The following is a 24,873-nucleotide window of genomic DNA, read 5'->3' as shown; positions in this document are numbered from 1 at the left end:
CCCTTCGCATCCCCCGGACCGGAAGCGAAGCTCACGCCCAGTTCCCTGAATTTTCCGGTGGTCGGGATCGGCGCTTCCGCGGGCGGTCTCGAGGCCCTGCTGCGCTTCTTCGAGCAGATGCCGGCGCAGGCAGGCATGGCTTTCGTCGCCATCCTGCATCTGTCACCCAGCCACGAGAGCAGCGCAGCCGAAATCCTCCAGCGCGCCACCCGCATGCCCGTGACGCAAGTGATACGTGACACGCCCATCGAGGCCGACCACGTCTACGTCATTCCGCCCGGCCTCGACCTGAGGATGAACGACGGGCAGCTGCGCCCTACCCCGCGCGAACGCGGCAAGGGGCCGCATGTCGCCATTGACGTCTTCTTCCGCACGATGGCCCTGGTGCATGGGGAGCGCGCCGTCTGCATCGTGATGTCGGGAACCGGCAGCGACGGCGCCGTGGGCCTGACCAAGGTGAAGGAACAGGGCGGCGTGACCATGGCCCAGTCGCCCGACGATGCCGCGCACGACGGCATGCCGCGCGCGGCCATCGCCACCGGCATGGTCGACTTCGTCCTGCCGGCCGTCGACATGGGCCAGCGCCTGATCGAGATCTGGAGCAACGCCCAGCGCATCAGGCTGCCCGATGCCCACAAGATCTCCCCCTACATCGAGGAACCCGAAGCGCCGGTCTCCGCTGACCTGGCCGAAAAGGCCTTGCAGGAAGTCATGAGCCTGCTGCGCTCCTACACGCGCCATGATTTTCGGCACTACAAGCGCGCCACGGTGCTGCGCCGCATCGAACGGCGCCTGCAGGTCAACCGCCTGGCCGATCTGCCTGCCTACCGCGACTACCTGCGCGCCCACGCGGAAGAAGCCGTGCCGCTGCTGCAGGACATGCTGATCAGCGTGACCAACTTCTTCCGCGACCGCGATGCCTTCGAGGCCTTGGAACGGGAGGCGCTGCCCAAGCTGATCGCGGCCAAGGAACCCGGCGATCAGGTACGCGCCTGGGTGGCCGGCTGCGCGACGGGCGAGGAAGCCTATTCGTTGAGCATGCTGCTGCGCGAACAGGCCGACGCGCAGTCGAAGAAGCTCGACATCCAGCTTTTCGCGACCGACATCGACGAGCGCGCCATCATGACGGCACGCAAGGGCATCTACGCGGCCGGCATCGTCGAGGACGTCACTCCGTCGCGCATGCGGCAGTTCTTCGTGCAGGAACAGGACCAGTTCCGGGTCTCGACGCTCGTGCGCGAGCCGGTGCTTTTCGCGGTGCACAACCTGCTGCGCGATCCGCCCTTCTCTCGGCTCGACCTCATCTGCTGCCGCAACCTGCTGATCTACCTCGATCGAGCGGCGCAGGCCCATGTGCTCGAGATGTTCCGCATCGCGCTCAAGCCCGGCGGTCTTCTTTTCCTGGGCACCTCGGAGTCGCCCGATGCGGTCGGCAGCCTCTTCACGCCGGTCGACAAGAAGCACCGCATCTACCGCGTGAACCCGGAGCTGCCTGCCAGCCGGCACATGCCGCTGATCGGCGAGGCGTCCCTGGACGACCTTCGCAAGCTCCCGGGGCAGCCCCGCACATCGTCGAAGCGTGCCGAGCGCCCCGGCTTCGCCGAGCTGCACCAGCGCGCGCTGGAACAGTTTTCCCCCCCGAGCGTGCTGATCGACGGCGAGCACAACGTGCTTCACCTGTCGAACGGCGTCGGGCGCTTCCTCGAGCGCGGCAGCGGGACGCCTTCCGACAACCTGCTGAACAACGTGCGCCCCGACCTGCGGCTCGAACTGCGGACGGCGCTGTTCAAGGCGTCCCAAACGGCCCGCAGCGTCGAGACGCGCGTGCGGCAGCGCCAGAACGACGGGCGCCAGGTCTTTCTGAACATCACGGTGCGGCCGCTGCAACAGGAGGAGGGAAGCCCGCCTTTGACGCTCGTGGTCTTCGACGAGGTCGAGGAGAGCATGCGCCCCAGCGATGGTGAAGCGCCCGACGCGGCGCGCGCGCAACTCATCAGCCAGCTCGAGAGCGAGATCCGCGAGCTCAAGCTGCACCTGCAGGACACGATCGAGGGTTCGGAGGCGTCCACCGAGGAGCTCAAGGCGTCCAACGAGGAACTGCAGGCCATCAACGAGGAACTGCGGTCCGCCACCGAAGAACTGGAGACCAGCAAGGAAGAGCTGCAGTCGATGAACGAGGAACTCGTCACGGTCAACTTCGAACTGAAAACCAAGGTCGAGGAGCGCGGGCACATCAACGACGATCTGCAGAACCTGATCGCTTCCTCGGAGATCGCGACGGTGTTCGTGGACCGTGGCATGCGCATCAAGCGCTACACGCCGCACGCGAGCAATCTCTTCAACCTGATTCCGTCGGACCTCGGGCGCTCGCTGTTCGACATCACCAGCCGGCTGGACTACCCCGAGCTGGCGGAAGACGCCGCCTCCGCCTTCAAGGACCTGCGCGCCAGCGAGCGGCATGTTTCCAGCGCCGACGGAAGGCACTTCCTGGCCCGGATCCTCCCCTACCGGACCGCCGAGGACAAGATCGAAGGCGCGATCCTGAACTTCTTCGACATCACCGCGCTGCGTGCCGCCGAAGCGCAAGTCCGCGCCGGTGAAGAGCGCCTGAAGGTGGTGGCCGCCACGACGCGCGACTTCGCGATCATCACGATCGATGAACAAGGAGCGATCGCGACCTGGAACGCCGGCGCCCAGCGGATCTTCGGCTATGCCGAGTCCGAGATGCTGGGGCGGCCGATCGCGTCCATCTTCACGCCGGAAGACCAGGCCAACGGCATCCCCGAGCAGGAGATGCGCATCGCCGCCGAGACCGGCCGCGCCGAAGACGAGCGCTGGCACCTTCGCAAGGACGGCACCCGTTTCTTTTGCAGCGGTGTCATGACATCGCTCGACGCCAGCGTGGGCGGTGGCTTCGCCAAGATCGCGCGCGACATGACCGGCACCAAGCGGCAGGAACTCGCGCAAGAGCACCGGCTGTTCAAGGAGAAGCGGGCGAGCCTCAATGCGCAAACGGCGAACGAACTCAAGGACAAGTTCCTCGCGGTGATGTCGCACGAACTCAAGCAGCCGCTCAACCTGATCCAGATGAACGCGGAGCTGCTGACGCGTCTGCCCGCGGCCGCTGAGCATGCTGCGGTCCTGCAAATCGGCGACACCATCAAGCGGGCCGTCAGCAGCCAGACGCGCATCATCAACGACCTGCTCGACCTGTCTCGCATCCGCACCGGCAAGTTGCAGCTCAACCGCGTGGTGGTCGAGCTCGGCGAACTGGTGCAGTCGCTGACAGGTGCGGCAACGCGGGAGACGCCCGGCAAGAAGATCGCGGTCGAAGTCCACTGCGACCCTGGCGTGCGCTGCCACGGCGATCGCGTGCGCGTCGAGCAGATCATCTGGAACCTCCTGAGCAATGCCGTCAAGTTCACGCCCGACGGCGGAAGCATCACGGTCAACGTCTCGCAGGACGACGGCTTCGCCAAAATCACCGTCGCGGACAGCGGCTGCGGCATCGCACCCGAATTCCTGCCGCACGTGTTCGGCATGTTCAGCCAGGCCGGCGGAGAGGCTGCGCCGGCGAACGGCGGCCTGGGTATCGGCCTGGCGCTGGTGCAGGAACTGACCCACGCGCACGGCGGCCGTGTCGAAGTGACGTCGCCGGGTCTGGGCAAGGGCTCCGAGTTCAGCGTGTGGCTGCCCCTGGATGGCTCGGCGGCCGAAGCCGAGCGGGACAGGGTGCCGGCCGAGGTGAATTTCAAGGGCTTGCGGGTGCTGGCAGTCGACGACTATTCGGAGGGGCTTCTCCCCTTTGCCGAGGTGCTGCGCATGGAGGGTGCGGTCGTCGACATCGCGGTGAGCGCCACGAAGGCGCTTGAAATGCTGGACACCAAGGCCTACGACCTGCTCATATCGGATCTCGGCATGCCCGAGATGGACGGCTATCAGTTCATCGCAGAGGTGCGGCGCCGGCCCGCCACGCGCGAGCTGCCCGCGATCGCGATGTCGGGCTTCGGGCGGCGTGCCGATGCGAGGCGTGCCCTCGAGGCGGGTTTCGATGCGCACGTGCCGAAGCCGGCGGCGGTGGAAGACCTGAAGGCGGCCATCGGCAGGCTTTGAGCGCCCGTGGCAGACCTCCCGTGGGGGTGGTTACCAGCCCAGGCCCAGGTGCAGCGGCAGGTAGACCGCCATCCCTGCCAGCATCGTGCCGAGCACGCCGCGCTGCCAGAAGTAGTAGGCGGCGCCAGCTGCGGCGGCATAGAGGCGGGCGTCCTTCCAGGTCGAGATCAGATGACCCTGCACCATCACGATCTCCGGAATGACGACCGCGGCGAGTGCGGCCGCCGGCGCATAGTGCAGGGCGCGATGCGCCCATTCCGGCAATCCCCAGGGCCGATCGAGGATGAAGAAGAAACAGCGCGTCAGCACCGTCACGACGGCCAGGCCGACGATCACGGCCAGGGTCCAGGGGTCCGTCGTGCCGCCGGTGCCCAAGGTCATTTGTCGTCCTCCGCATCGGGGTCCAGCCCGAACTGCTTTTCCAGCCAGAAGCACAGCAGCACCGCCACGCCGATCGCGGCCACGATGTTCAGCTTCAAGGGCAGCGCATAGGCCGCCACCGCCGTGGCGCCGGCAACCAGCGCGGCCAGGATGCGCAGCCGCGTCGTCGCCATCGAGCACACGATCGCTACCAGGCTCAGCACGCCGGCGAACCCCAGCCCCCAGCCCTGCGGAATCAGATTGGCGAGCACGATGCCGGCCAGGCTCAGGCCCATCCACGAACACCAGGTGACGAAGTAGTTGCCGGTGAGGTAGGCCTCCTGCGCGTGTCGCTCGGCCTGGTTCGCAGCCGGCTCGGGGAAGCGCCCGGTGAACATCGCATAGCTCAAGTCGGCCGTGAGGTAGCCGTGGGTCATGCGGCGCCAGCGCGGCATGTGCATGAGGTAGGGCCGCAGGTGCAGGCTGAAGACCACGAAGCGGAGGTTGACGCAGAAGGCGGTGGCGAGGATCACCCAGGCGGGCGCGCCCGCGATCAGCAAGGGAATGGCGGCCAGCTGCGAGCTGCCGGCGTAGACCAGCAAGGTCATCGCGACCGCCTCGAACACACTCATCCCCGACTTGACCATGGCCACGCCGGTCATCAGGCCCCAGGCGCCAATGCCGAGGGCGATCGAGGACATGTCGCGCATGCCTTCGCGGAACTCGGGTTGGCGGCGGATGGCGCGGGAAAGGAACATCAGCCGAAGACCTGCCCCGGCTTCAGGTCGAAGCCGCGCAGGAAATCGGCCGCTGGCAGGCGCTTGCCGCCCGGGCGCTGCAGTTCGGTGAGCACCACGGTCGCATCCCGGGCCGCCACGGCGACGCCGGCGGAGCCGACGGAGACGACCGTTGCAGGCGGCTGCGCCGGTGGCCCCGGCAGGACCCGCGCCGCCCAGAGCTTGAGGGTCTCGCCGTCCACGGTGCTGCTGGCGCCGGGGAACGGGTCGAAGGCGCGAATGCGGCGCACGATGGTCGCGGCGGGCTGCGTCCAGTCGATCTGCGCCTCCTGCTTCTCGACCTTGTGCGCGTAGGTCACGCCTTCGGCCGATTGCGGCTCGGGGCGCAGCGCTGCGGCCTCGGCTTGCTCGAGCGCCTCCACGATCAGCCGTCCGCCCAGTGCGGCCAGCCGATCGTGCAGCCGGGCGGTGCTGTCCTCGCCGATCGCCAGCGATTCGCGAAGCAGCATGTCGCCGGTGTCCAGGCCCGCGTCCATCTGCATGACGGTGACGCCGGTCTGTTCATCCCCGGCTTCGATCGCGCGGTGGATGGGTGCCGCTCCGCGCCAGCGCGGCAACAGGCTGGCATGGATGTTGAGACAGCCCAGCCGCGGCGCGTCGAGCACCCATTGCGGCAGGATCAGGCCGTAGGCCGCGACCACCATGACGTCCAGCCCGGCTTCGGCGATGGCGGCCTGCGCCGCGGCCGCATCCTCCGGATACTTGCCGTCCAGCCGCAGGCTGCGCGGCTGCGCCACGGGCCAGTTGCGGGCAAGGGCGAGCTGCTTCACCGGTGAAGCCTGCAGCTTCATGCCGCGGCCGGCGGGACGATCGGGCTGCGTGAGGACCAGCGCGATCTCGTAACGGGCCGCAGCAATGGCCTCCAGCGCGATCCGGGCGAACTCGGGCGTGCCCGCGAATCCGATCCTCATGCGGCCCCTCACAGCGGAGCCAGCAACTCGAGCATCAGGTCGTCACCCGTGTGGTAGCGCTGCACCACGCCGGTCGGATCGATGTAGATGTAGAGGAGGCGCGGCGTGTTCTGCCACTTGTAGCGCCAGGTCCAGATGTCTCCGTCGAAGGAGCTCACCTTCGTGATCTCGAAAGGACGGCCATAGGTGCGCAGCACGTCGGCCTCGTGCCAGCGGCCGACGCCGGGCTGGATGGTGCGGTCGAACAGTCGCTCGTCGAGCTCCTGCGTGACCGAGACCACATGGCCGTCCGCGTCGAGATCGACATTGTTGACCTCGAAGCCCGCTGGTGCGCGCGAATACTGCAGCCGCTCGCCCCCGCCGGGCAGGGGATAGGTGGCCGTCGGCGCGCCGAGCTCACGCAAGGTCTGGTCGCGCGAGCTGCCGAGGGCCAGGCGCGTCGGCTCGCCGGCGCAACCCGCCAGCAACGCCGCCGCCAGCAGCACAGCCGTTCCGGGGCGCAGGAACACGCTCAACGCCGGCCTTCCCGCTGATCGAGGCGCTGGTCTTCGCGCTGCTGCTTGAGCAGCTTGCTCTTGATGCGGTTGCGCTTGAGGGGCGACAGGTATTCGACGAACACCTTGCCCAGCAGGTGGTCGAGCTCGTGCTGGATGCAGACGGCCAGCAGGCCTTCGGCTTCGATGGTGCGCGGCTCGCCTTCGGCATCGAGCGCCGTCACGCGTACGGCCGTGGAACGCTGGACGCCGTCGTAGATGCCGGGCACCGAGAGGCAACCTTCCTCATTGAGGACTTTTTCATCACTGGCCCAGACGATCTCGGGGTTGATCAAAACCAGCGGCTCGTTACGCTCCTCGGAAACGTCGATGACGACCAGACGCTCGTGCACGTCGACCTGGGTGGCCGCGAGGCCGATGCCGTTGGCGTCGTACATCGTTTCGAGCATGTCGGCGACCAGGGTCTTGATGCGGGCATCGACGCCCTGCACCGGCTTGGCCACCTTGTGGAGGCGCGGGTCGGGGTAGCTCAGGATGGTTCTTTTGGCCATGAACGGGAGGAAAAATTGTCGTTATTTTCGCCATTTCCGCGACGGCCCGACGCCCCGGAACTTGATAAACGTTGCCCGATCAAGGGCTTCAGCGCAAAATTGGTTTCAAATTGTGAGCATCGGTACGCCCTCCCGGACCCCGTGCGCGCACACCCTCCGACCATGAAGAAACACCTCATCAACAACAGCCTGCGTCCGAACCTTATCGCCACGCTGGCGGCGATGGCCATGGCGGGCCTGGGCGCGACGGCTCACGCGCAGAACTACCCCATCACGCCTCAACAGCGAGGCACCGCGCAGCAGGCAGCGCAGGCCGGCGTCCCGCTGTCGGAGCTGGCACCCAATGCGCCCGACGAGTACACGGTCAAGCCGCGTGACACCCTCTGGGCCATCTCCCGCCTTTACCTGCGCAGCCCCTGGCGCTGGCCCGAGCTCTGGGGCATGAACATGAGCGAGATCCAGAACCCGCACCGCATCTACCCCGGACAGGTGCTGTATCTCGACAAGAGCGGCGGCCGCGCCCGGCTGGCACTGCGCCGCGGCGGCAGCGGCGGCACGCCCGAGGGCGGCACCATCAAGCTGTCTCCTCGCACGCGTTACGAGTCCCTGTCCGACATGGCGCTGCCCACGCTCAATCCCAGCGTGATCGAGCCCTTCCTCGCCGAGCCGGTGGTGGTCGATGCCGAGACGCTTGCGACGGCGCCGCGCATCGTGGCCGGCAACGATAGCCGGGTGGTGCTGGCGCGCGGCGACCGCGCCTACGCGCGCGGCGAACCCAGCGCGCCGCTGCTGGAAGCGCCCGGACCGATCCGGACCTACCGCGTCTTCCGCAATGCGACTCCGCTCAAGGACCCGGGCACGGGCGAGATCCTCGGCTACGAAGCGCAATACGTGGGCAAGGCTCAGCTGCAGCGCGGCGAATCGAGCGCCAAGGAAGAGGTGGAAGGCAAGGAGGTCGTGTACCCCGTGCCGGCCGCCATGGACATCATTGCCGCGCGCGAGGAGATCCGTGCCGGCGACCGCCTGCTGCCTGAGCCGCCGCGCCAGCTCCTGAGCTATGTTCCGCGCGCCCCGGCGCACACCATCGCCGACGGCCGCATCGTCTCGGTCTATGGCAACGCGGTGCAGTTCGCGGCCCAGAACCAGGTGGTGGCCATCAACAAGGGCACCATCGACGGCATCGAGAACGGCCACGTGCTGGCCATTCTCAAGAACGGCGAGACCATCGTCGACAAGACCGGTGCGACCAAGGAAACCCTGAAACTCCCCAATGAGCGCATTGGGCTCCTCATGGTGTTCCGTCCCTTCGAGCGGGTCTCGTACGCGCTGGTGCTCGAGATCAGCGATGCGCCACGGATCGGCGACCTGCTGATCAACCCCTGACACCGGCCCGACCGTCGCGTGGAGCGTGACGAACTGGCCGGGTGGCTGCGGCTCACGCTGACCCCGGGCATCGGCAACACGGGCGCGCGCAGACTGCTCGCGGCCTTCGGCCTGCCCTCGGAGGTCTTCGCCCAATCGGCGGAGGCGCTCCGGCAGATCGTGCCCGAAGCCAAGGCCCAGGCGCTCCTGCAGCCGCCGGCCGAGCTCGAGGCCCAGCTCGACCGCACTTTCGAATGGCTCCAGGGCACCGAACCGCACGGCGCGACGCACCGCCTCCTCACGCTGGGTGATCCCGCCTATCCGGCTTCGCTGCTCGAGATGGCCGATCCTCCCCTGCTGCTTTACCTGATCGGCCCGCCGCCGCTCTCGCTCGGGCAGCTGGCGCGCAGCATCGCGATGGTGGGCAGCCGCAACCCGACGCCGCAGGGCGTCACCAACGCACGCGCCTTTGGGCGGGCCTTCGGCGAAGCCGGGATCGCGGTGGTGTCGGGGCTCGCGCTCGGCATCGACGGCGCAGCCCACGAGGGCGCGCTGGAAGCCGCGATCGATCCGCTCTGGCCGGCGACCGTGGCGGTGGTCGGCACCGGGTTGGACCGCGTCTACCCCGCGCGGCACCGCGCGCTCGCGCAGCGCATCGCGGAGCGCGGGCTGATCGTGAGCGAGTTCCCCCTGGGGACGCCGCCGCTCAACCAGAATTTCCCTAAGCGCAACCGCATCATCGCCGGCCTGTCGCGCGGCACGCTGGTGGTAGAGGCCGCGCTGCAATCGGGCTCGCTGATCACCGCGCGGCTGGCCAGCGAGCAGGGCAAGGACGTGTTCGCCATCCCCGGCTCGATCCATTCGCCGCAATCCCGCGGATGTCACGCCTTGATCCGGCAAGGCGCCAAGCTGGTCGAGACGGTGGGCGACGTGCTGGAGGAGCTGCGATTCGACGATGCCGCCGCGCTGCAGCCCGCGTCGCCACTGCCGGAAGAGCCCGCCTCGCCCTTTGCGGCTCTGCTGCAGGCCATCGGCTACGACCCGGTGAGCCTGGACGCGCTGTGTGCGCGCACCGGATATGCGGTCGCCGCGCTACAGGCCCAGCTGCTCGAGCTGGAGCTCGACGGTCACGTGGCCCGGCTGCCCGGCGGCCTCTTCCAGAGGATCGGCCAGGGCTGAAGAAGCCATGAATGAGTCCGCCAGGCCCACTCATCCCGAGCGCGCCATCTTCATTTACAGCTTTTGAGCCTGCCGGAGTCCCGTTCAGACAAGGCAGCGCGCCGACGCAGAGCTGGGCTATATTGGGCCCATGTTCGAAGTGCTCGTGTACGTGTACGAAAACTACTGGCGCGGCGATGCCTGTCCCGAATCCGGGCAGCTGGGTCGCAAGCTCAGCGCCCAAGGCTTCGACGCCGAGGAGATCCGCGACGCCTTGCACTGGCTCGACGGCCTGAGTCTCGTCACGCAAGGCATCCAACTCACGCGCCATGCCGACGGCAGCAGCGCCACGGTGAGCCTCGAAGGCCCGGCCGCGCTGCCCGAGTCACCCGGTTCGATGCGCGTCTACTCCAAGGCCGAGCAGGAGCACCTGGGCGCGGATTGCCTCGGCTTCATCAGTTTCCTCGAGTCCTCGGGCGTGCTGCCGGCCGGGCTGCGCGAAATCGTGGTCGAGCGTGCAATGGCCACGACGGGCGATCCGCTGGAACTGGGCGAGCTCAAGATCATCGTGCTGATGGTGCATTGGAGCACCGGCATCGAGCCCGATGCGCTGGTGCTCGACGAGCTCTGCGACGACACCTTGCATCGCGTCGCGCACTGAGCCCCGCGCTCAGTTCAGGAGCCGTTCCGGATTCGCGTCCAGCTTGGCCAGCGCTTCGCGCGTGGCCCGCACCGTGAGCGTCTCTTCCTCGGCCGGCACCAGCAAGCCGGCCTGCAGATAAGAGGCCAGGCGGCCAACCTGGATCAGGAAGCTGCGCCCGTCGCTGGACGCGAACAGGTGCAGCTGCTTGCGATCGCTGCGCCAGACGAACTGGACCTGGCTCACCCGGTCGTTGTGGTCGAGCATGAACCAGGTACCCACCTGCAGCTCGTGCGCCCACTGGAGCATGTCCTCGCCGACCTTGGTGCCGGTGTCGGGCACGATCTCGAGCGAGGCGGCGTCCACCCCGAGCAGCAGCTCGATGCTGGCGGCGTCCAGCGGGAGGTCGGTGGCATCGCCCTCGTCGGTGACGAAGTCCTCGAGGTTGGCCAGGCGCTTGGCCATGGCCTCGATCTTGGCCGGCGGAATGGCCTCGGTCTTCGACAGGAAGGCATCGGAGAGCGTCGAGCCGATGGTCTTGATCTGCACCTCCTGCGGCTCGCCCTCGATGCCCAGCAGGCTCATGCCCTGGCGCAAACGCTGCAGCAGCTGGGGCAGGTCCTGGATCACGCGGGCGCGGTCATTCCGGTTGGGCTTGGCGCTCGCGGCCCAGACCAGGTCGGAGGCCGCGCGCTTGAGGGTGACAGTCTGCTCGTCCTGGGCGCCGTAACGCAGCGCGGCGATGGCGAGCACCTCGGCCCAGATCTTGAACAGGAACTCGCGGATCTCCTCGCGCACCGGCATGTCGTTGAGCATCTTGCGCAACTCGATGGTGTACTGGATCGCCATCGTCTCCTTCTGCTCGACCTGCTGCGCCACGCTCATCAGGCGCTGGGTCGCGTCGCTCTGCGTCAGGTACTTGTTGAGGAAGGCGACGAATTCGTCGAACACCAGCTTGAAGACGCGCTGGCCGGTCTCGGGGTACTGCTCGATCACCTGCACCACGCGCCGGATTTCTCCCTCGAGCGCGCTGCCGGAAATGGCCGCGGCGTCGAAGCCCATCACGCAGGAGCCCATGCGGTCGATCAGCATGCGCGCCGGGTGCTGCAGGGTGCCGAAGAACTCGGGCTCGGCGATCGCCACCCGCAGCACCGGCATCTGCAGGCGCGCGAACCACACGCGCGCCGAAAACGGGATGCGCTCCTCGGCCAGGATGGCCTGGAACATCAGCGCGACGATCTCGACCGTCGCCTTGTCGGCGGTGGTCGGCGCCTTCTTCTTGAGTTCGCTGGTGCGCCTGCGCAGCTCGGCGGCGGTCTGGTGAATGGCCGTCGCCTCATCGCCTACCACGTACTGCGAGGCCATCGCCTGGTAGGCCGCCTCGGCGTCGGCGATCGCCGCCGCGAAGGCCGGCGCGGCCAAGCCGATGCCGCCGCCGCCGCCACCTGCGACACCCGAACCTGCCAGGGCGCTCCCCCCCGGCCCCTGGGCGCCCGGCGCGCGCATTTGGCTGAGGTCGCCTCCGATCCGGGCCGTCACGAAGCGCTTGAGATTGAGCAGCACGCCCTGGGCGCGCTGGCGCGCCATGACGAGCGGGGAGCCGCCGGTGGCGACCGGGGTGTCGCCGCCCGCCCGACCCGGCGCGCGGCCGACGCCGATCGCCGCTGGTGCAAAGCTCCCCGGCGGCGCGCCGAAGCCGCCCTGCATTGCGTGGGCGCCGGCGCCCGGGAGGGTGGTGCCGGTCTGGGAGGCGCGCGCGAAGCTGCCGCCCAGCGCCCCGGGCGACGAATTGACGCTGCCGGTGCGCCTGACGAAGCTCTTGAGGTCGATCTCTGGCATCACGCCGCGCTCGATCAGAAAGGCATTGGCGTCCTTGTAGGCTGCCACGACCACATCCACCAAGCGCTGCTGGACGATGTCCTGCACACGGGTCCAGGTCTCGCGGCTCAAGCCAGCCGCCAGCCACTGGTCGACCAGTGTCCGAGCCAGCGCCTCTGGCTTGAGCACGTCCTTGGCGTCCAGCTCGCTGGTGCCCTCCAAATGCTGGATGCGCAGACGCAGGTCGTTGAGCTCGAACTGGGCCTTGTCCTGGATCGACTGGGCCAGCCGCGACGACAGGATGCTGGTCTCCACCACCTCGTCGCCGATCAGCTCCAGGCGCAGGCCGCCTGTGCTACCGCCTTGCGTGCTGCCGCCCAGCGCCTTGCGCCATGCGGTCTGCGACATCGGCACCCAGTTGGAGCCCTGGGCCTGGAAGGCAAGGTAGTCGTCGCGGTGCTGCTGCATCTCGCGCACGCTGGTGGTCATACCGGCCAGTGCCGCAAGCCGTTCCCGTACCGCATTGGCAACCGGCACGATGGCCCCCTCGGTGGCGGCGACGAAGCGCTCACGGGTCTCGCGGGCGAGCTGCTGGGAGGAGGCGGGGGACCGCGAGATCATGTGAAGGGCGAGGACGGCGAATAATACGACTCAACAAGTCCGAGCTTGCATCCCGAAGCGTAACCGCGCAAGGCCAGCGGATGCTGCTCGGCAACCCGAACCGCAGGTGCCGAAGCAAGGGCCGCGCCGGTCACACCGTGGCGCCGGCGTTCGGATCGTCCGGGTCGCCGGGCTTGGGGCTTGCCTTGACCAGGTCCTCCCGCTTCACGCCCAGCCACATCGCGATCGCTGCCGCCACGAAGGCCGAGGAGTAGATGCCGAACAGGATGCCGATGGTCAGCGCCAGCGCGAAGTAGTGCAGCGTCGGGCCGCCGAAGAAGAACATCGACAGCACCACCAGCTGGGTGGAGCCATGGGTGATGATGGTGCGGCTGATGGTGGAGGTGATGGCGTTGTCGATCACCTCGCGGGTCGACATCTTGCGGTAGCGCCGGAAGTTCTCGCGCACCCGGTCGAAGATCACGACCGACTCGTTGACCGAGTAGCCCAGCACCGCCAGCACGGCCGCCAGCACCGCCAGCGAGAACTCCCACTGGAAGAAGGCGAAGAAGCCCAGGATGATGACCACGTCGTGCAGGTTGGCCAGCACGGTCGCCAGCGCGAATTTCCACTCGAAACGGAAGGCCAGGTAGATCATGATGCCGACCACCACCATGCCCAGCGCCTTGAGGCCGTTGGTGGTGAGCTCCTCGCCCACCTGCGGACCCACGAACTCGTTGCCGCGCAGATTGGCGGCAGGATCGACCGCCTTGAGTGCCGCCATCACCTGCTCGCTCTGCTGGGCGGAGGTCTGACCCTTCTGCACCGGCAGGCGGATCTGGACGTCGCGCGAGGTGCCGTAGTTCTGCACCTGCACGTCGGCATAGCCCAGCTTGGCGATGGTCTCGCGCACCTTGCCCACGTCCACCGATTGCGGGTAGGCGACCTCCATGACGGTGCCGCCGGTGAACTCCACCGACAGGTGCAGCCCGCGGTGGAACAGGAAGAAGACCGCCAGCAGGAAGGTGACGACGGAGATCGCGTTCAGCACCAGCGCATAGCGCATGAACGGGATCGTGCGATGGATTCGGAAAAACTCCATGGTTTCTGTGCTCCCTTACTTCGCGCCGGCTGCGGCCTGGTCGGCGGCCGGCTTCCAGACCGTGCCGATGGACAGGCTCCTGAGCTTCTTCTTGCGGCCATACCAGAGGTTCACCAGGCCGCGCGAGAAGAACACGGCCGAGAACATGGAGGTGACGATGCCGATGCAATGCACCACCGCGAAGCCGCGCACCGGCCCGGAGCCGAAGGCCAGCAACGCGATGCCGGCGATCAGGGTGGTGACGTTGGAGTCCAGGATCGTGCCCCAGGCGCGGTCGTAGCCCGCATGGATCGCGGCCTGCGGCGAGGCGCCGTTGCGCAGCTCCTCGCGCACGCGCTCGTTGATCAGCACGTTGGAGTCGATGGCCACGCCGATCGCCAGCGCCATGGCCGCGATGCCGGGCAGCGTGAGCGTGGCCTGGAGCATCGACAGGATGGCCACCAGCAGCAGCAGGTTGACCGCCAGCGCGATCGACGAGAACAGGCCGAACAGCATGTAGTAGACGCACATGAACACCATGATCGCGGCGAAGCCGTACATCACGCTGTCGAAACCCTTCTGGATGTTGTCGGCGCCGAGGCTGGGGCCGATGGTGCGCTCCTGGATGATCTCCATCGGCGCGGCCAGCGAGCCGGCGCGCAGCAGCAGCGCCAGATCGTTGGCCTCCACCACGTTCATCGAGCCCGAGATCTGGAAGCGGTTGCCCAGCTCGCCGTTGATCGACGGGGCTGTCAGCACCTGGCCCTTGCCCTTTTCGAAGATCAGCATCGCCATGCGCTTGCGGTAGTTCTCGCGGCTGACGTCGCGCATGATGCGGCCGCCCTTGGCGTCCATGGTCAGGTCCACCTTGGGCTGCTGGGTCTGCGAGTCGAAGCCGGGTTGGGCGTCGGTGAGGTTCTCGCCGGTCACCAGCACCTGCTTCTTGACGATGACGGTGCGGCCCTCGCGGTCGAGGAATTTCTCGGAGCCGAAAGGCACCGGGCCGCTGCCGGTCTCGGCCGCGCGGCCCTCGGCGCTCTCGTCGACCAGGCGCATCTCGAGGGTGGCGGTGCGCCCCAGGATGTCCTTGGCCTTGGCCACGTCCTGCACGCCGGGCAGCTGCACCACGATGCGGTCCAGGCCCTGCTGCTGGATCACCGGCTCGGCCACGCCGAGCTCGTTGATCCGGTTGTGCAGCGTGGTGATGTTCTGCTTGAGCGCGGCGTCCTGCAGCCGGCGCGCCGCCTCGGGCTTGATGGTGGCCGTGAGCCGCCACTCGCTGCCTTCCTGGCTGTCGACGGTCGCGAGGTCGGGGAACTGGTCCTGGATCAGCGCCTTGGTCGTTTCGAGGGCCGCGGCGTCGCGGAAGCGCACCTCGATGGTCTGGCCGTTGCGCGTGACCGCGGCGCCGCGGACGTTCTTGTCGCGCAGGCCGGAGCGCAGGTCGTTGGCGAAGGACTCCGCCTTCTTGTCGATCGCGCCCTTCATGTCGACCTGCAGCAGGAAGTCGACGCCGCCGCGCAGGTCCAGGCCCAGGTACATCGGATAGGCGCGCAGCGCGGCCAGCCAGGAGGGCGAGCGCGACAGGAGGTTGAGGGCCACCACGTAGGGCGGGTCGCTCGGGTCGGGCACCAGCGTGCGCTGCAGCACGTCGCGCGCCTTGAGCTGCTCGTCGGTGGTGACGAAGCGCGCCCGCACCGAGCTGGCGTCGAGCGTCAGCAGGTCAGGCGCGAGACCGGCCGCCTTCAGCGCCTCGGCCACGCGGGCCTGGGTGCCGGCGTCGATCTTGACGGTCGACTTGGCCGAGGACACCTGCACCGCAGGCGCCTCGCCGAAGAAATTGGGCAGGGCGTAGATCAGCCCCACGAGCAGCACGACGATGATGATCGCGTACTTCCAGACCGGGTAACGGTTCATAGCGTCGCTCGCCCCCGGGCCGCGCGCACTGCGTGGCCCGGCCGATGGGGAAAAAAGTCACTGCGCATTGGTTGATTCCGGCCGGCGAAGCCAGGCCCGCTGGTGAAGCACCGCGGAACCGGCTTTGCCGGGCCGCTGGTGTTGCATTATTTGATCGCGCCCTTGGGCAGCACTTGGACGACGGCGCTGCGCTGCACCTGCACTTCGACGCCCTTGGCAATCTCGATCGTCAGGTACTGCTCGCCGATCTGCGTGATCTTGCCGAGCAGGCCGCCGCTGGTCGCAACCTCGTCGCCCTTGGCCAGCGCCTCGATCATGGCGCGCGCTTCCTTCTGGCGCTTCATTTGCGGGCGGATCATGACGAAATACAGCACCACGAACATCAGCACCAGCGGCAGCATGCTGCCGAGGGAGGACATCATGTCGCCACCACCGGCAGCAGCGGGCGCGGTCTGGGCGAAAGCGGAGGAAATGAACAAGGGAGTCTCCAGCAGAGAGGAAGGTATGAGCGCGAATCCCCTGCGGGGTTCGCGGTTCCGCGCAGCGCATGGCAGGGGCCATGGAACAGGCGCACTAAAGCGGGGCAGGGCCCCGCACAGCATCGCGCATTGTATTCGGCGGCGTCCGGCCGGCCGGCGCTAAGCCGGCAGGCCAGGCAGGGCTTTCAGCGCCGCCGCGGCTGACCGCCCTGTCGGCACCTCAGGCCGCCGCGCGGGCGCCCTGCGGGGCGCGCCACCTGGCCATCAGGTCGGCCCAGCGGGTGCGCGCCGCCTTGAGGTTGCGCTCTTTCACATGCCCGTAGCCGCGGATCTGCTCGGGAAGGCTCGCGATCTCGAGGGCCAGCGCATGGTTGCCGGCATCGAGGCCGGACAGCAGCTCCTCGATGCTCGCGCGGTATTCGCCGATCAGCGCGCGCTCGGTCTTGCGTTCCTCGGTGCGGCCGAAGAGGTCGAATGCCGTGCCGCGCAGACCCTTGAGCTTCGCGAGCACACGGAAGCCGGTCAGCATTGCCGGGCCGAACTTCTGCTTCTGCAGCTCGCCCCTGGCATTGCGATGGGCAATGATCGGAGGCGCGAGGTGGTAGTTGAGTTTGTAGTCGCCCTCGAACATGCCTTCGACCCGGTCAAGAAAGCTGCGGTCGCTGTGCAGGCGCGCGACTTCGTACTCGTCCTTGTAGGCCATCAGCTTGAACAAATAGCGTGCCACCGTCTCGGCGAGGCTGGTCTTGCCCAGCGCCGCCTCGGCCTGCTGCACCTTGGCGACGAAGGCCTTGTACTGCCCGGCATAGGACGCGTTCTGGTAGGCCGTGAGGAACTCGGCGCGGCGGGCCACCAGGCTTTCGAGCGTTTCACGCTTCTTGAATTCGACGATCTGGCCGGGCGAGACGCGCTTGCGCAATTCCTCCGGACGCTGCGCCGCCTGCCGGCCCCATTCGAAGGCGGCCTTGTTGTTGTCGATCGCGACGGCGTTGAGCTCGATCGCGCGCATCAGCGAGGCATGCTCGAGTGGAATCCAGCCCTTCTGCCACGCGTAGCCCAGGATCATCGGGTTGACATAGATGGTGTCGCCCATCAGCGAGGTCGCGGCCGCATCGGCATCGAAAGCGCCGAGCCCGCCGGGCCCGACGGCGCGCGCGATCTCGGCGGCGCAGGCGTCCTGCGGGTTCTGCCAGTCGGCGTTGCGCACGAAGGCGGCAGTGGGCGTGCTGTGGCTGTTGAGCGCGACGTGAGTGCGGCCCTCGCGCATGCGCGCCATGGTCTCCGCGTTGACGCTGACCAGCGGGTCGCAGGCGAGCACGAGGTCGGCGGCGGCCGTGCCGACGCGCGTGGTGCGGATGTCGTCCTGCGTGTCGCCGATCAGCACGTGGCTCCAGGTCGCGCCGCCCTTCTGTGCGAGGCCCGCCGCATCCTGGGTGACGATGCCCTTGCCCTCGATGTGGGCCGCCATGCCCAGCAGCTGGCCGATGGTGATGACGCCGGTGCCCCCGACGCCAGCCACCACGACGCCCCAGACCTTGCCGCCGGCCAGCGAAGGCAGCGCGGGCTCGCCCAGCACGCCGAGTTCGGCCGGCGTGGCGGCCTTGTTCCTGGCCTTCTTCTTGAGCTGGCCGCCCTCGACCGTGACGAAGCTCGGACAGAAGCCCTTGAGGCAGCTCATGTCCTTGTTGCAGGTGCTCTGGTTGATGGTGCGCTTGCGCCCGAACTCGGTCTCCAGCGGCTCGACCGACAGGCAGTTGCTCTGCACGCTGCAGTCGCCGCAGCCCTCGCAGACCAGCTCGTTGATGACCACCCGCTTGGCCGGATCGACGGCCGTGCCGCGCTTGCGGCGGCGGCGCTTCTCGGTGGCGCAGGTCTGGTCGTAGATGATGGCGGTGGTCCCCTTGATCTCCCGGAACTCGCGCTGGACTTCGTCCAGCTCGTCGCGGTGGCGCACCTTCACGTCCTGGCCAGGCACGTTCACGCCCTCGTACTTCTCGGGCTCGTCGGTGACCACCACCACCTTGGCCGCGCCTTCGGCATGCAGGCTCTCCGCGATCTGCAGCACCGAGTGGCCCTCGGGCCGTTCGCCGACCTGCTGGCCGCCGGTCATGGCGACCGCGTCGTTGTAGAGGATCTTGTAGGTGATGTTGACGCCGGCCGCGATGCTCTGGCGGATCGCCAGCAGGCCGCTATGGAAGTACGTGCCGTCCCCCAGGTTGGCGAAGATGTGCTGCTCGGTGCTGAAGGGCTGCTGGCCCACCCACGGCACGCCTTCGCCACCCATCTGCGTGAAGCCCAGCGTGGAGCGGTCCATCCAGGTCGCCATGAAGTGGCAGCCGATGCCGGCCATCGCACGCGAACCCTCGGGCACCACGGTGCTGGTGTTGTGCGGGCAGCCGGAACAGAACCAGGGCTGGCGCGCAGCGTCGGCCACGCCGACGGTCTGCGGCGCCGCCATCGCGCGCTCCTTGGCCTCGAGAATGGCAAGCTGCGCGTCGATGCGCGCCGCCATGTCCGCGCCGGCCGCGGCCAGGATGCCGGTCTTCTTCAGCCGTCCGGCGATGGCCTTTGCGATCAGCGCGGGGTTCAGGTCGGCATTGGCGCGCAGCAGCGTGTGAGACGTCGGATTCGGCATCGACCATTCGCCGCCCGAATAGCCCTCGGCCTCGCTCACCTCGCCCTCGTCGAACTTGCCGACCACGTTGGGCCGCACGTCGGCGCGCCAGTTGTAGAGCTCTTCCTTGAGCTGGTACTCGATGACCTGGCGCTTTTCCTCCACCACCAGGATCTCCTGCAGGCCGGTGGCGAAGTCGCGCGTGAGCTGAGCCTCCAGCGGCCAGACCACCGCGACCTTGTGAAGCCGGATGCCGAGCTGGCGGCAGGCAGCATCGTCGAGGCCCAGGTCGAGCAGGGCCTGGCGGGTGTCGTTGTAGGCCTTGCCGCTGGCCATGATGCCGAAGCGGTCGTGAGGTCCCTCGATCACGTTGTGGTTGAGCCGGTTCGCGCGGATGTAGGCCAGCGCGGCATACCACTTGTAGTGCATGAGGCGCGCCTCCTGCTCCAGCGCGTGATCGGGCCAGCGGATGTGCAGGCCGCCGGGCGGCATCTGGAAATCGGTGGGAATCACGATGTCGACGCGCTCGGGATCGATCATCGCCGTGGCGCTCGACTCGACGATCTCCTGGATCGTCTTCATGCCCGACCAGATGCCGGCGAAGCGGCTCATCGCGAAGGCATGGATGCCGAGGTCCAGGATCTCCTGCACGTTGGTCGGGAAGAAGACCGGCGTCCCGCAGGCCTTGAAGATGTGGTCGCTCTGGTGCGCCGCGGTCGAGCTCTTCGAGATGTGGTCGTCGCCGGCCACCGCGATCACGCCGCCCCAGGGCGTGGTGCCGGCCATGTTGGCGTGCTTGAAGACGTCGGAACAGCGGTCCACGCCCGGGCCCTTGCCGTACCAGATGCCGAACACGCCGTCGTACTTGTTGGTGCCCGGTGGCGCGAAGCCCAGCTGCTGCGTGCCCCACAGCGCCGTGGCCGCGAGCTCTTCGTTGACGCCCGGCTGGAAGACGATGTGCTGTTCCTTGAGGTACTTGCTGGCCTTCCAGAGCGCCTGGTCGTAGCCGCCGAGCGGCGAGCCCCGGTAGCCGCTGATGAAGCCCGCGGTGTTCTTGCCGGCCTGCCGGTCGCGCAGGCGCTGCAGCATGGGCAGCTTGACCAGGGCCTGGACGCCGCTCATGAAGGCGCGGCCGTAGTCCAGTGAATATTTGTCGTCGAGGGTGACCGTTTCGAGTGCCTTGCGGATGTGCTCCGGCAGCGGTGCGTTCATGTCATGCCTCCCGAAGAGCCGCCTCTAGGGAGGCATGCGCCCCCTCGGGGGGCAGCGAATACACGAAGTGATGAGAGTGGGGGTCCATGTGTACTTGTCTCCGTGGCTGTGCCTCGTGGGCTTGGCGGTTGAGGGGCGAGGCGGTCGGGTAGGGACTCCCCGCAGCCATCATGCTTGCAAAGTGTATGCCCGGCACCTTGATAGGTGTTTGCGTTCTTTGCCCATTTGACCCGGCTATTTGAAAGGATCTTGCTTAAGATGCATCTCCATGGAAAGCATTGACAAGTTCGACCTCGCCATCCTGCAAGAACTCCAGGCCGATGCCCGGCTCACCAATGCCGAGCTGGCCCAGCGCGTCGGCCTGTCGGCCGCGCCCTGCTGGCGCCGGGTGCGCGCGCTCGAGAAAGCCGGCTACATCCGCGGCTACCACGCCGAGATCGACCGCCACAAGATCGGCCTGGGCGTGCTGGCCTTCGTGCGCCTGGACACCGATCGCGCCACCGGCGAGGTCACGCGCAAGATCGAGGAAGCGATCCGCAAGCTGCCCGAGGTGGTGGCCTGCCACTACATCAGCGGCACCGGCATGTTCGAGCTGCAGGTGGTGGCCGAGGACCTGGACGGCTTCTCGCGCTTCGCCCTCAACAGCCTGATGCACCTGCCCAACGTGAAGGACCTGCACACCAGCTTCTCACTCGGCGAGGTCAAGGCCAGCCGCGCCCTGCCGCTGGGCCACCTGGCGCGCAAGACCGGCAAGACCGGCCGGCCGGGGACCGGACAATAGCGCCACATGCCACCGATTTCGCCCGAGGAAACCCCCGTCGCCCCGACGCGCGTGCAGTCGCAGCGCATCGGCCCCCTGGAGCCGCTCAAGTTACCGGTGTTCCGCATGCTGTGGAGCACCTGGCTGGTGGCCAACATCTGCATGTGGATGAACGACGTGGCGGCGGCCTGGATGATGACCTCGCTGACCACCTCGCCGATGTGGGTCGCGCTGGTGCAGTCGGCTTCCACGCTGCCGGTGTTCCTGCTGGGACTGCCCAGCGGCGCGCTGGCGGACATCCTCGACCGGCGGCGCTGGCTGGTTGCGACGCAGTTCTGGCTGGCCGGTGCCGCGATCGTGCTGTGCACCGCCGTGGTCCTGGACCTCATGAGCGCGCCGCTTCTGCTGGCCCTGACGTTCGCCAACGGCATCGGCCTGGCGCTGCGCTGGCCGGTGTTCTCGGCCATCGTCCCCGAGCTGGTGCCGCGCACCCACTTGCCTGCCGCGCTCGGTCTCAACGGACTGTCGATGAACGCCTCGCGCATCATCGGGCCGCTGGTGGCCGGCACGCTGATCGCGAGCGCCGGCACGGTCTGGGTCTTTGCCCTCAATGCGGTGCTGTGCGTGGCCTCGGGCTTCGTCGTGCTGCGCTGGCGGCGCGAGCACACGCCGAACCCGCTGGGCCGCGAGCGGCTGATCAGCGCGATGCGGGTGGGCGTGCAGTTCGTGCGGCAGTCGCAGCGCATGCGCGCGGTGCTCGCGCGCATCTCGATCTTCTTCCTGCACTCGACCGCGCTGCTGGCACTCCTGCCGCTGCTCGCGCGCAACCTGCGCGGCGGCGGGGCCGGCACCTTCACGCTGCTGCTGGCCGCCATGGGCGGCGGCGCGATCGTGGCGGTGCTGTTCCTGCCGCGCCTGCGCCAGGCGCTGGTGCGAGACCAGCTGGTGCTCCGCGGCACGATGCTGCAGTCCGCCGCCGCCGCCGTGATGGCCGTGGCGCCCAACGCCTGGGTCGCGGTGCCGGCGATGATCGTCGGGGGCATGTCGTGGATCACCGTCGCCAATTCGCTCTCGGTCTCGGCCCAGCTGGCGCTGCCCGACTGGGTGCGCGCCCGCGGCATGGCCATCTACCAGATGGCGATCATGGGTGCCAGCGCCTTCGGCGCCGCGCTCTGGGGCCAAGTGGCGGAGCTGTCCTCGCTCTACGTCAGCTTGGGCATCGCGGCCGCGAGCGGCACCGTCTTCATGCTGCTCGCGATCCGCTACGTGAGTGACGGCGTGGGCGAGGACGACGACACCACGCCCGCCCGCAAAGGCTGGGCCAAGGGTCCGCCGGCCGAGGCGCCGGGCGAGGACGGCCGCGTGGTCGTCACGGTCGAATACCTGATCGACCCGGCGCGCGCCGCGGCCTTTCACGTGGTGATGCAGCAGACCCGCCGCGCACGCCTCGGCCAGGGCGCGATCGGCTGGGAGCTGCTGCACGACATCGCGGAGCCGGGGCGCTATGTCGAGGAGATCGTCGACGAGTCCTGGACCGAGCATCTGCGCCGCTTCCACCGCGCCACCGCGGCCGACATGGCGCTGCGCGAGCGGCGCCTGGCCTTCCACCAGGGCGAGACGCTGCCCGCGATCACGCGCTACGTGGTGCGGCGCTGAGTGCTGCCCGTCACCGCCGGGGGCAAGCAGGAACGCCGGACGACGGCGCCCGGCCGCGGTAGCATCGGGCTTCTGCCGGGGCCGGGAACCTAATCGGGGGCTCACAGTCCCACGGCATGATCCGCTGCACAACAAGGGCCCTCGCGCCCATCACAACACCAGCAGCCTGACCCCCACCACGAAGAGGAACGCTCTTTCATGCGACTCACCACCAAAGGCCGCTTCGCAGTCACGGCCATGATCGACCTGGCGCTGCGTGAGCGCACCGGACCGGTGACGCTGGCCGCCATCAGCCAGCGGCAGCGCATCTCGCTGTCCTACCTCGAACAGCTGTTCGGCAAGCTGCGCCGCCACAAGCTGGTCGAGTCCACACGCGGTCCAGGCGGCGGGTATTCGCTGGGCCGCAAGGCGGCCGAGATCACGGTGGCGGACATCATCTTCTCCATCGAGGAGGAGCCGTCGGAGAAGCGCCTGCCCGATGCCGGCGCCGATGGCCGCTGCAGCACCGAGGAACTCTGGGCCTCCCTGAACCGCCGCACCGTGGAGTTCCTGGACTCCGTCACCCTGCAAAGCCTGGTCATGGAACAGCTGGCCAAGGGCGTGAAGATCGAGGACGGCCCCGCCGTCAAGCGCGTGCCGGCCACGGCGCAGGCGCCCAGGCGGCCGCGGGTGAACGCGCCCAATTCGGTGTTCGCGCTGGGCCGCGCGCTCGCCACCAAGCGCTGAAACGCCTGAACCCTGCGCGCTTCAGCTGACCGGCAGCAGCAGGCGCAACAGCCCGCGCGCGGTCACGAGTTGGCCAGGGCTGTAGCTTTCCTCGAGCACCCCGCTGAGCCTTCGCACGATGCCCGGACTGCGGCGCGCGCGCCAGATGACGAAGTCCGCAAGCCAGGGATGGTCGTTGATGCGATTGGCGTGCGCGTAGGCCGCGAAGCGCGGCCGCAGCGCGCCCAGGGCGGCTTCGTAGCGCGCGCCCACCCCGGCGTCGTTGGATCCGGCTTCGGCGATCGCCTCGGCCGCGAGCATGCCGGACTCCAGCGCCTTGCCGATGCCCTCGCCAGTGAACGAATAGGTGCTGCCCGCCGCCTCACCCGCCACCAGCAGGCCCGGCCGCGACCACCGGGCGCCCTGGAGTGAGCAGCGCAGTGGCGCGCCCTTCAGCTCGCCCTGCAGGCGGCCGCCCTCCATCAGCGCGCGCGCCGGCGCGTAGACGCGCGTGAAAGAGGCGAACAGCGCACGCAGATTGAGATCAGGCTTGCTGCCGCCCTGGCTGGCCAGCGAGCCGACGCCGATGTTGAACACGCCTGCGCCGCAGGGAAAGATCCAGCCGTAGCCACCCCGCAGCGACCGGTCCCAAACGACTTCGAGCTGGCGCAAGCGGCCGGCCATCGCCTCGTTCCTCACATAGCCGCGCAGGGCAACGCCACTGGGCGCACGCCGGCTGCACATGGCAGCGGCCAGCAGCGGCGGTGCCGCCGCGCCCGTGGCCAGCACCGTCCAGCGCGCGCGCAGCGTGCGCGCGCTGCCGTCGGCGAGGCGCAGCAAGGCGCCCGCCACGCGCCCATTTCCATCGGCCAGCGGTGCCTCGAAGCGCGCGGGGGCGAACCAGCGCGCGCCGGCCTCCAGCGCGGCGCGGCGCACGATCTCGTCAAGCGTGCGGCGCGGCAGCACCGCCAGGCTGGCAGGCACCTCGACCCGGCCGCCGCGCGGGGCCACGCAGCCCACGTGGCTGGCCACGGCGGCGCGTGCCAGCACGGCATCGAGCACGCCCAGGCGCGCGAGCGCGCGCTGGGCATCGGGGATCAGTCCGTCGCCGCAGACTTTCTCGCGCGGAAAGTCCTGCCGATCGACCAGCAGCACATCCAGGCCTGCGCGCGCCAGCATCTGCGCGCAGGCGCTGCCGGCCGGTCCCGCGCCGGCCACCAGCACTTCGCAATCGGCGGGCTCAGGACCCACTGCCGTACGGGCGGGTGATGATCTCGAGGCGGTGGCCGTCGGGGTCGTCCCAGTAGACGCCGCGGCCACCGTCGTGGTGGTTGATCCGGCCGGGCTGCTGGTGGCCGGGATCGGCCCAGTAGCGCAGCCCGCGGGCGCGGATACGCCCGAAGATCTCGTCGAACTCCTCCTCGCTCACCAGGAAGGCGTAGTGCTCGATCGGGAGCTGCTCCTCGCTGCGGATGTAGTCGAGCGTGACGCCGTTGTCGAGCTGCACGCAGTAGAAGGGCCCGAAAGTGGTGGGCTCGTGGCGCCCGAGCAGCTCCGCCAGGAAGACGGCGGAGGCTTTCGGATCACGCGCCGGAACGATCGTGTGGTTGAGCTGGATGGCCATGGCGTTCCTTCCACGGAAGCG

General features: G+C 68.4%; 19 protein-coding genes. 7 read left to right on the top strand and 12 right to left on the bottom strand.

What is annotated here, in order from left to right:
• The first annotated feature begins 57 nt into the window (after nt 1–57).
• Complete coding sequence (locus J2739_RS02855) at nt 58–4,113, top strand: chemotaxis protein CheB (RefSeq protein WP_309898318.1); 4,056 nt, start codon at nt 58–60, stop codon at nt 4,111–4,113.
• A 30-nt stretch (nt 4,114–4,143) separates the two neighbouring features.
• On the opposite strand, the gene J2739_RS02850 is transcribed toward J2739_RS02855, so the two are convergent.
• Genes J2739_RS02850 through def form a run of 5 tightly spaced genes read right to left on the bottom strand, consistent with a single transcriptional unit; the run spans nt 4,144 to nt 7,226 of the window.
• On the bottom strand, nt 4,144–4,494 hold the full coding sequence (locus tag J2739_RS02850; protein WP_309898316.1) for an AzlD domain-containing protein: 351 nt from the start codon (nt 4,492–4,494) through the stop codon (nt 4,144–4,146).
• Entirely contained in the window at nt 4,491–5,231 is a 741-nt protein-coding gene (locus J2739_RS02845; RefSeq protein WP_309898313.1) for an AzlC family ABC transporter permease, read from the bottom strand. The genes J2739_RS02850 and J2739_RS02845 overlap by 4 nt, the downstream gene beginning before the upstream one ends.
• The gene (gene fmt / locus J2739_RS02840; RefSeq protein WP_309898311.1) at nt 5,231–6,181 is read right to left on the bottom strand and encodes a methionyl-tRNA formyltransferase; all 951 of its coding nucleotides are present in this window, start codon (nt 6,179–6,181) and stop codon (nt 5,231–5,233) included. The genes J2739_RS02845 and fmt overlap by 1 nt, the downstream gene beginning before the upstream one ends.
• An 8-nt stretch (nt 6,182–6,189) precedes the next feature.
• A complete protein-coding gene (locus J2739_RS02835) occupies nt 6,190–6,690 on the bottom strand; it encodes a hypothetical protein (protein WP_309898309.1) in 501 nt (166 codons plus the stop codon).
• A gap of 2 nt (nt 6,691–6,692) precedes the next feature.
• Nucleotides 6,693–7,226, bottom strand: coding sequence for a peptide deformylase (def, locus tag J2739_RS02830; protein ID WP_309898307.1), 534 nt, complete (start codon nt 7,224–7,226; stop codon nt 6,693–6,695).
• 162 nt (nt 7,227–7,388) lie between these two features.
• On the opposite strand from def, the gene J2739_RS02825 reads away from it, so the two are divergent.
• The 3 genes from J2739_RS02825 to J2739_RS02815 all read left to right on the top strand — a co-directional run bounded on the left by J2739_RS02825 (nt 7,389) and on the right by J2739_RS02815 (nt 10,407).
• A complete protein-coding gene (locus tag J2739_RS02825) occupies nt 7,389–8,609 on the top strand; it encodes a LysM peptidoglycan-binding domain-containing protein (RefSeq protein WP_309898305.1) in 1,221 nt (406 codons plus the stop codon).
• A gap of 18 nt (nt 8,610–8,627) precedes the next feature.
• Nucleotides 8,628–9,767, top strand: coding sequence for a DNA-processing protein DprA (dprA, locus tag J2739_RS02820; protein ID WP_309898303.1), 1,140 nt, complete (start codon nt 8,628–8,630; stop codon nt 9,765–9,767).
• 130 nt (nt 9,768–9,897) lie between these two features.
• A complete protein-coding gene (locus J2739_RS02815) occupies nt 9,898–10,407 on the top strand; it encodes a Smg family protein (protein ID WP_309898301.1) in 510 nt (169 codons plus the stop codon).
• Nucleotides 10,408–10,416: 9 nt separating this feature from the next.
• Here the strand turns inward: J2739_RS02815 and J2739_RS02810 are convergent, their stop codons facing one another.
• The 5 genes from J2739_RS02810 to J2739_RS02790 all read right to left on the bottom strand — a co-directional run bounded on the left by J2739_RS02810 (nt 10,417) and on the right by J2739_RS02790 (nt 20,107).
• Nucleotides 10,417–12,825 (bottom strand): DUF1631 family protein, encoded by a 2,409-nt coding sequence (locus tag J2739_RS02810; RefSeq protein ID WP_309898299.1) that lies wholly within the window; start codon nt 12,823–12,825, stop codon nt 10,417–10,419.
• A 130-nt stretch (nt 12,826–12,955) separates the two neighbouring features.
• Nucleotides 12,956–13,906 (bottom strand): protein translocase subunit SecF, encoded by a 951-nt coding sequence (secF, locus tag J2739_RS02805; protein ID WP_309898296.1) that lies wholly within the window; start codon nt 13,904–13,906, stop codon nt 12,956–12,958.
• A gap of 15 nt (nt 13,907–13,921) precedes the next feature.
• Entirely contained in the window at nt 13,922–15,802 is a 1,881-nt protein-coding gene (gene secD / locus J2739_RS02800; RefSeq protein WP_309898294.1) for a protein translocase subunit SecD, read from the bottom strand.
• Between the two features lie 146 nt (nt 15,803–15,948).
• Nucleotides 15,949–16,281 (bottom strand): preprotein translocase subunit YajC, encoded by a 333-nt coding sequence (yajC, locus tag J2739_RS02795; RefSeq protein WP_309898292.1) that lies wholly within the window; start codon nt 16,279–16,281, stop codon nt 15,949–15,951.
• Nucleotides 16,282–16,501: 220 nt separating this feature from the next.
• On the bottom strand, nt 16,502–20,107 hold the full coding sequence (locus tag J2739_RS02790; protein WP_309898290.1) for an indolepyruvate ferredoxin oxidoreductase family protein: 3,606 nt from the start codon (nt 20,105–20,107) through the stop codon (nt 16,502–16,504).
• Nucleotides 20,108–20,375: 268 nt separating this feature from the next.
• On the opposite strand from J2739_RS02790, the gene J2739_RS02785 reads away from it, so the two are divergent.
• The 3 genes from J2739_RS02785 (at nt 20,376) to J2739_RS02775 (ending at nt 23,249) form a co-directional block, all read left to right on the top strand.
• On the top strand, nt 20,376–20,888 hold the full coding sequence (locus J2739_RS02785; RefSeq protein ID WP_309898288.1) for an Lrp/AsnC family transcriptional regulator: 513 nt from the start codon (nt 20,376–20,378) through the stop codon (nt 20,886–20,888).
• Between the two features lie 6 nt (nt 20,889–20,894).
• The gene (locus tag J2739_RS02780) at nt 20,895–22,523 is read left to right on the top strand and encodes an MFS transporter (protein ID WP_309898287.1); all 1,629 of its coding nucleotides are present in this window, start codon (nt 20,895–20,897) and stop codon (nt 22,521–22,523) included.
• A 198-nt stretch (nt 22,524–22,721) separates the two neighbouring features.
• On the top strand, nt 22,722–23,249 hold the full coding sequence (locus tag J2739_RS02775; protein WP_309898285.1) for an Rrf2 family transcriptional regulator: 528 nt from the start codon (nt 22,722–22,724) through the stop codon (nt 23,247–23,249).
• A 21-nt stretch (nt 23,250–23,270) separates the two neighbouring features.
• Here the strand turns inward: J2739_RS02775 and J2739_RS02770 are convergent, their stop codons facing one another.
• Both J2739_RS02770 and J2739_RS02765 read right to left on the bottom strand, forming a co-directional pair.
• Nucleotides 23,271–24,479, bottom strand: a complete 1,209-nt coding sequence (locus J2739_RS02770; protein WP_309898283.1) for an NAD(P)/FAD-dependent oxidoreductase — start codon at nt 24,477–24,479, stop codon at nt 23,271–23,273.
• Nucleotides 24,469–24,852, bottom strand: a complete 384-nt coding sequence (locus J2739_RS02765; RefSeq protein WP_309898281.1) for a VOC family protein — start codon at nt 24,850–24,852, stop codon at nt 24,469–24,471. Before J2739_RS02765 ends, J2739_RS02770 begins: the two co-directional genes overlap by 11 nt.
• Between the last annotated feature and the right edge of the window lie 21 nt (nt 24,853–24,873).

It is taken from the genome of Variovorax soli (assembly GCF_031454625.1).
In the GTDB taxonomy this organism is placed as follows: domain Bacteria; phylum Pseudomonadota; class Gammaproteobacteria; order Burkholderiales; family Burkholderiaceae_C; genus Variovorax; species Variovorax soli_A.
The sequence above is the reverse complement of the archived record's forward strand: the minus strand, read 5'-3'. Positions and strand labels throughout refer to the sequence as shown.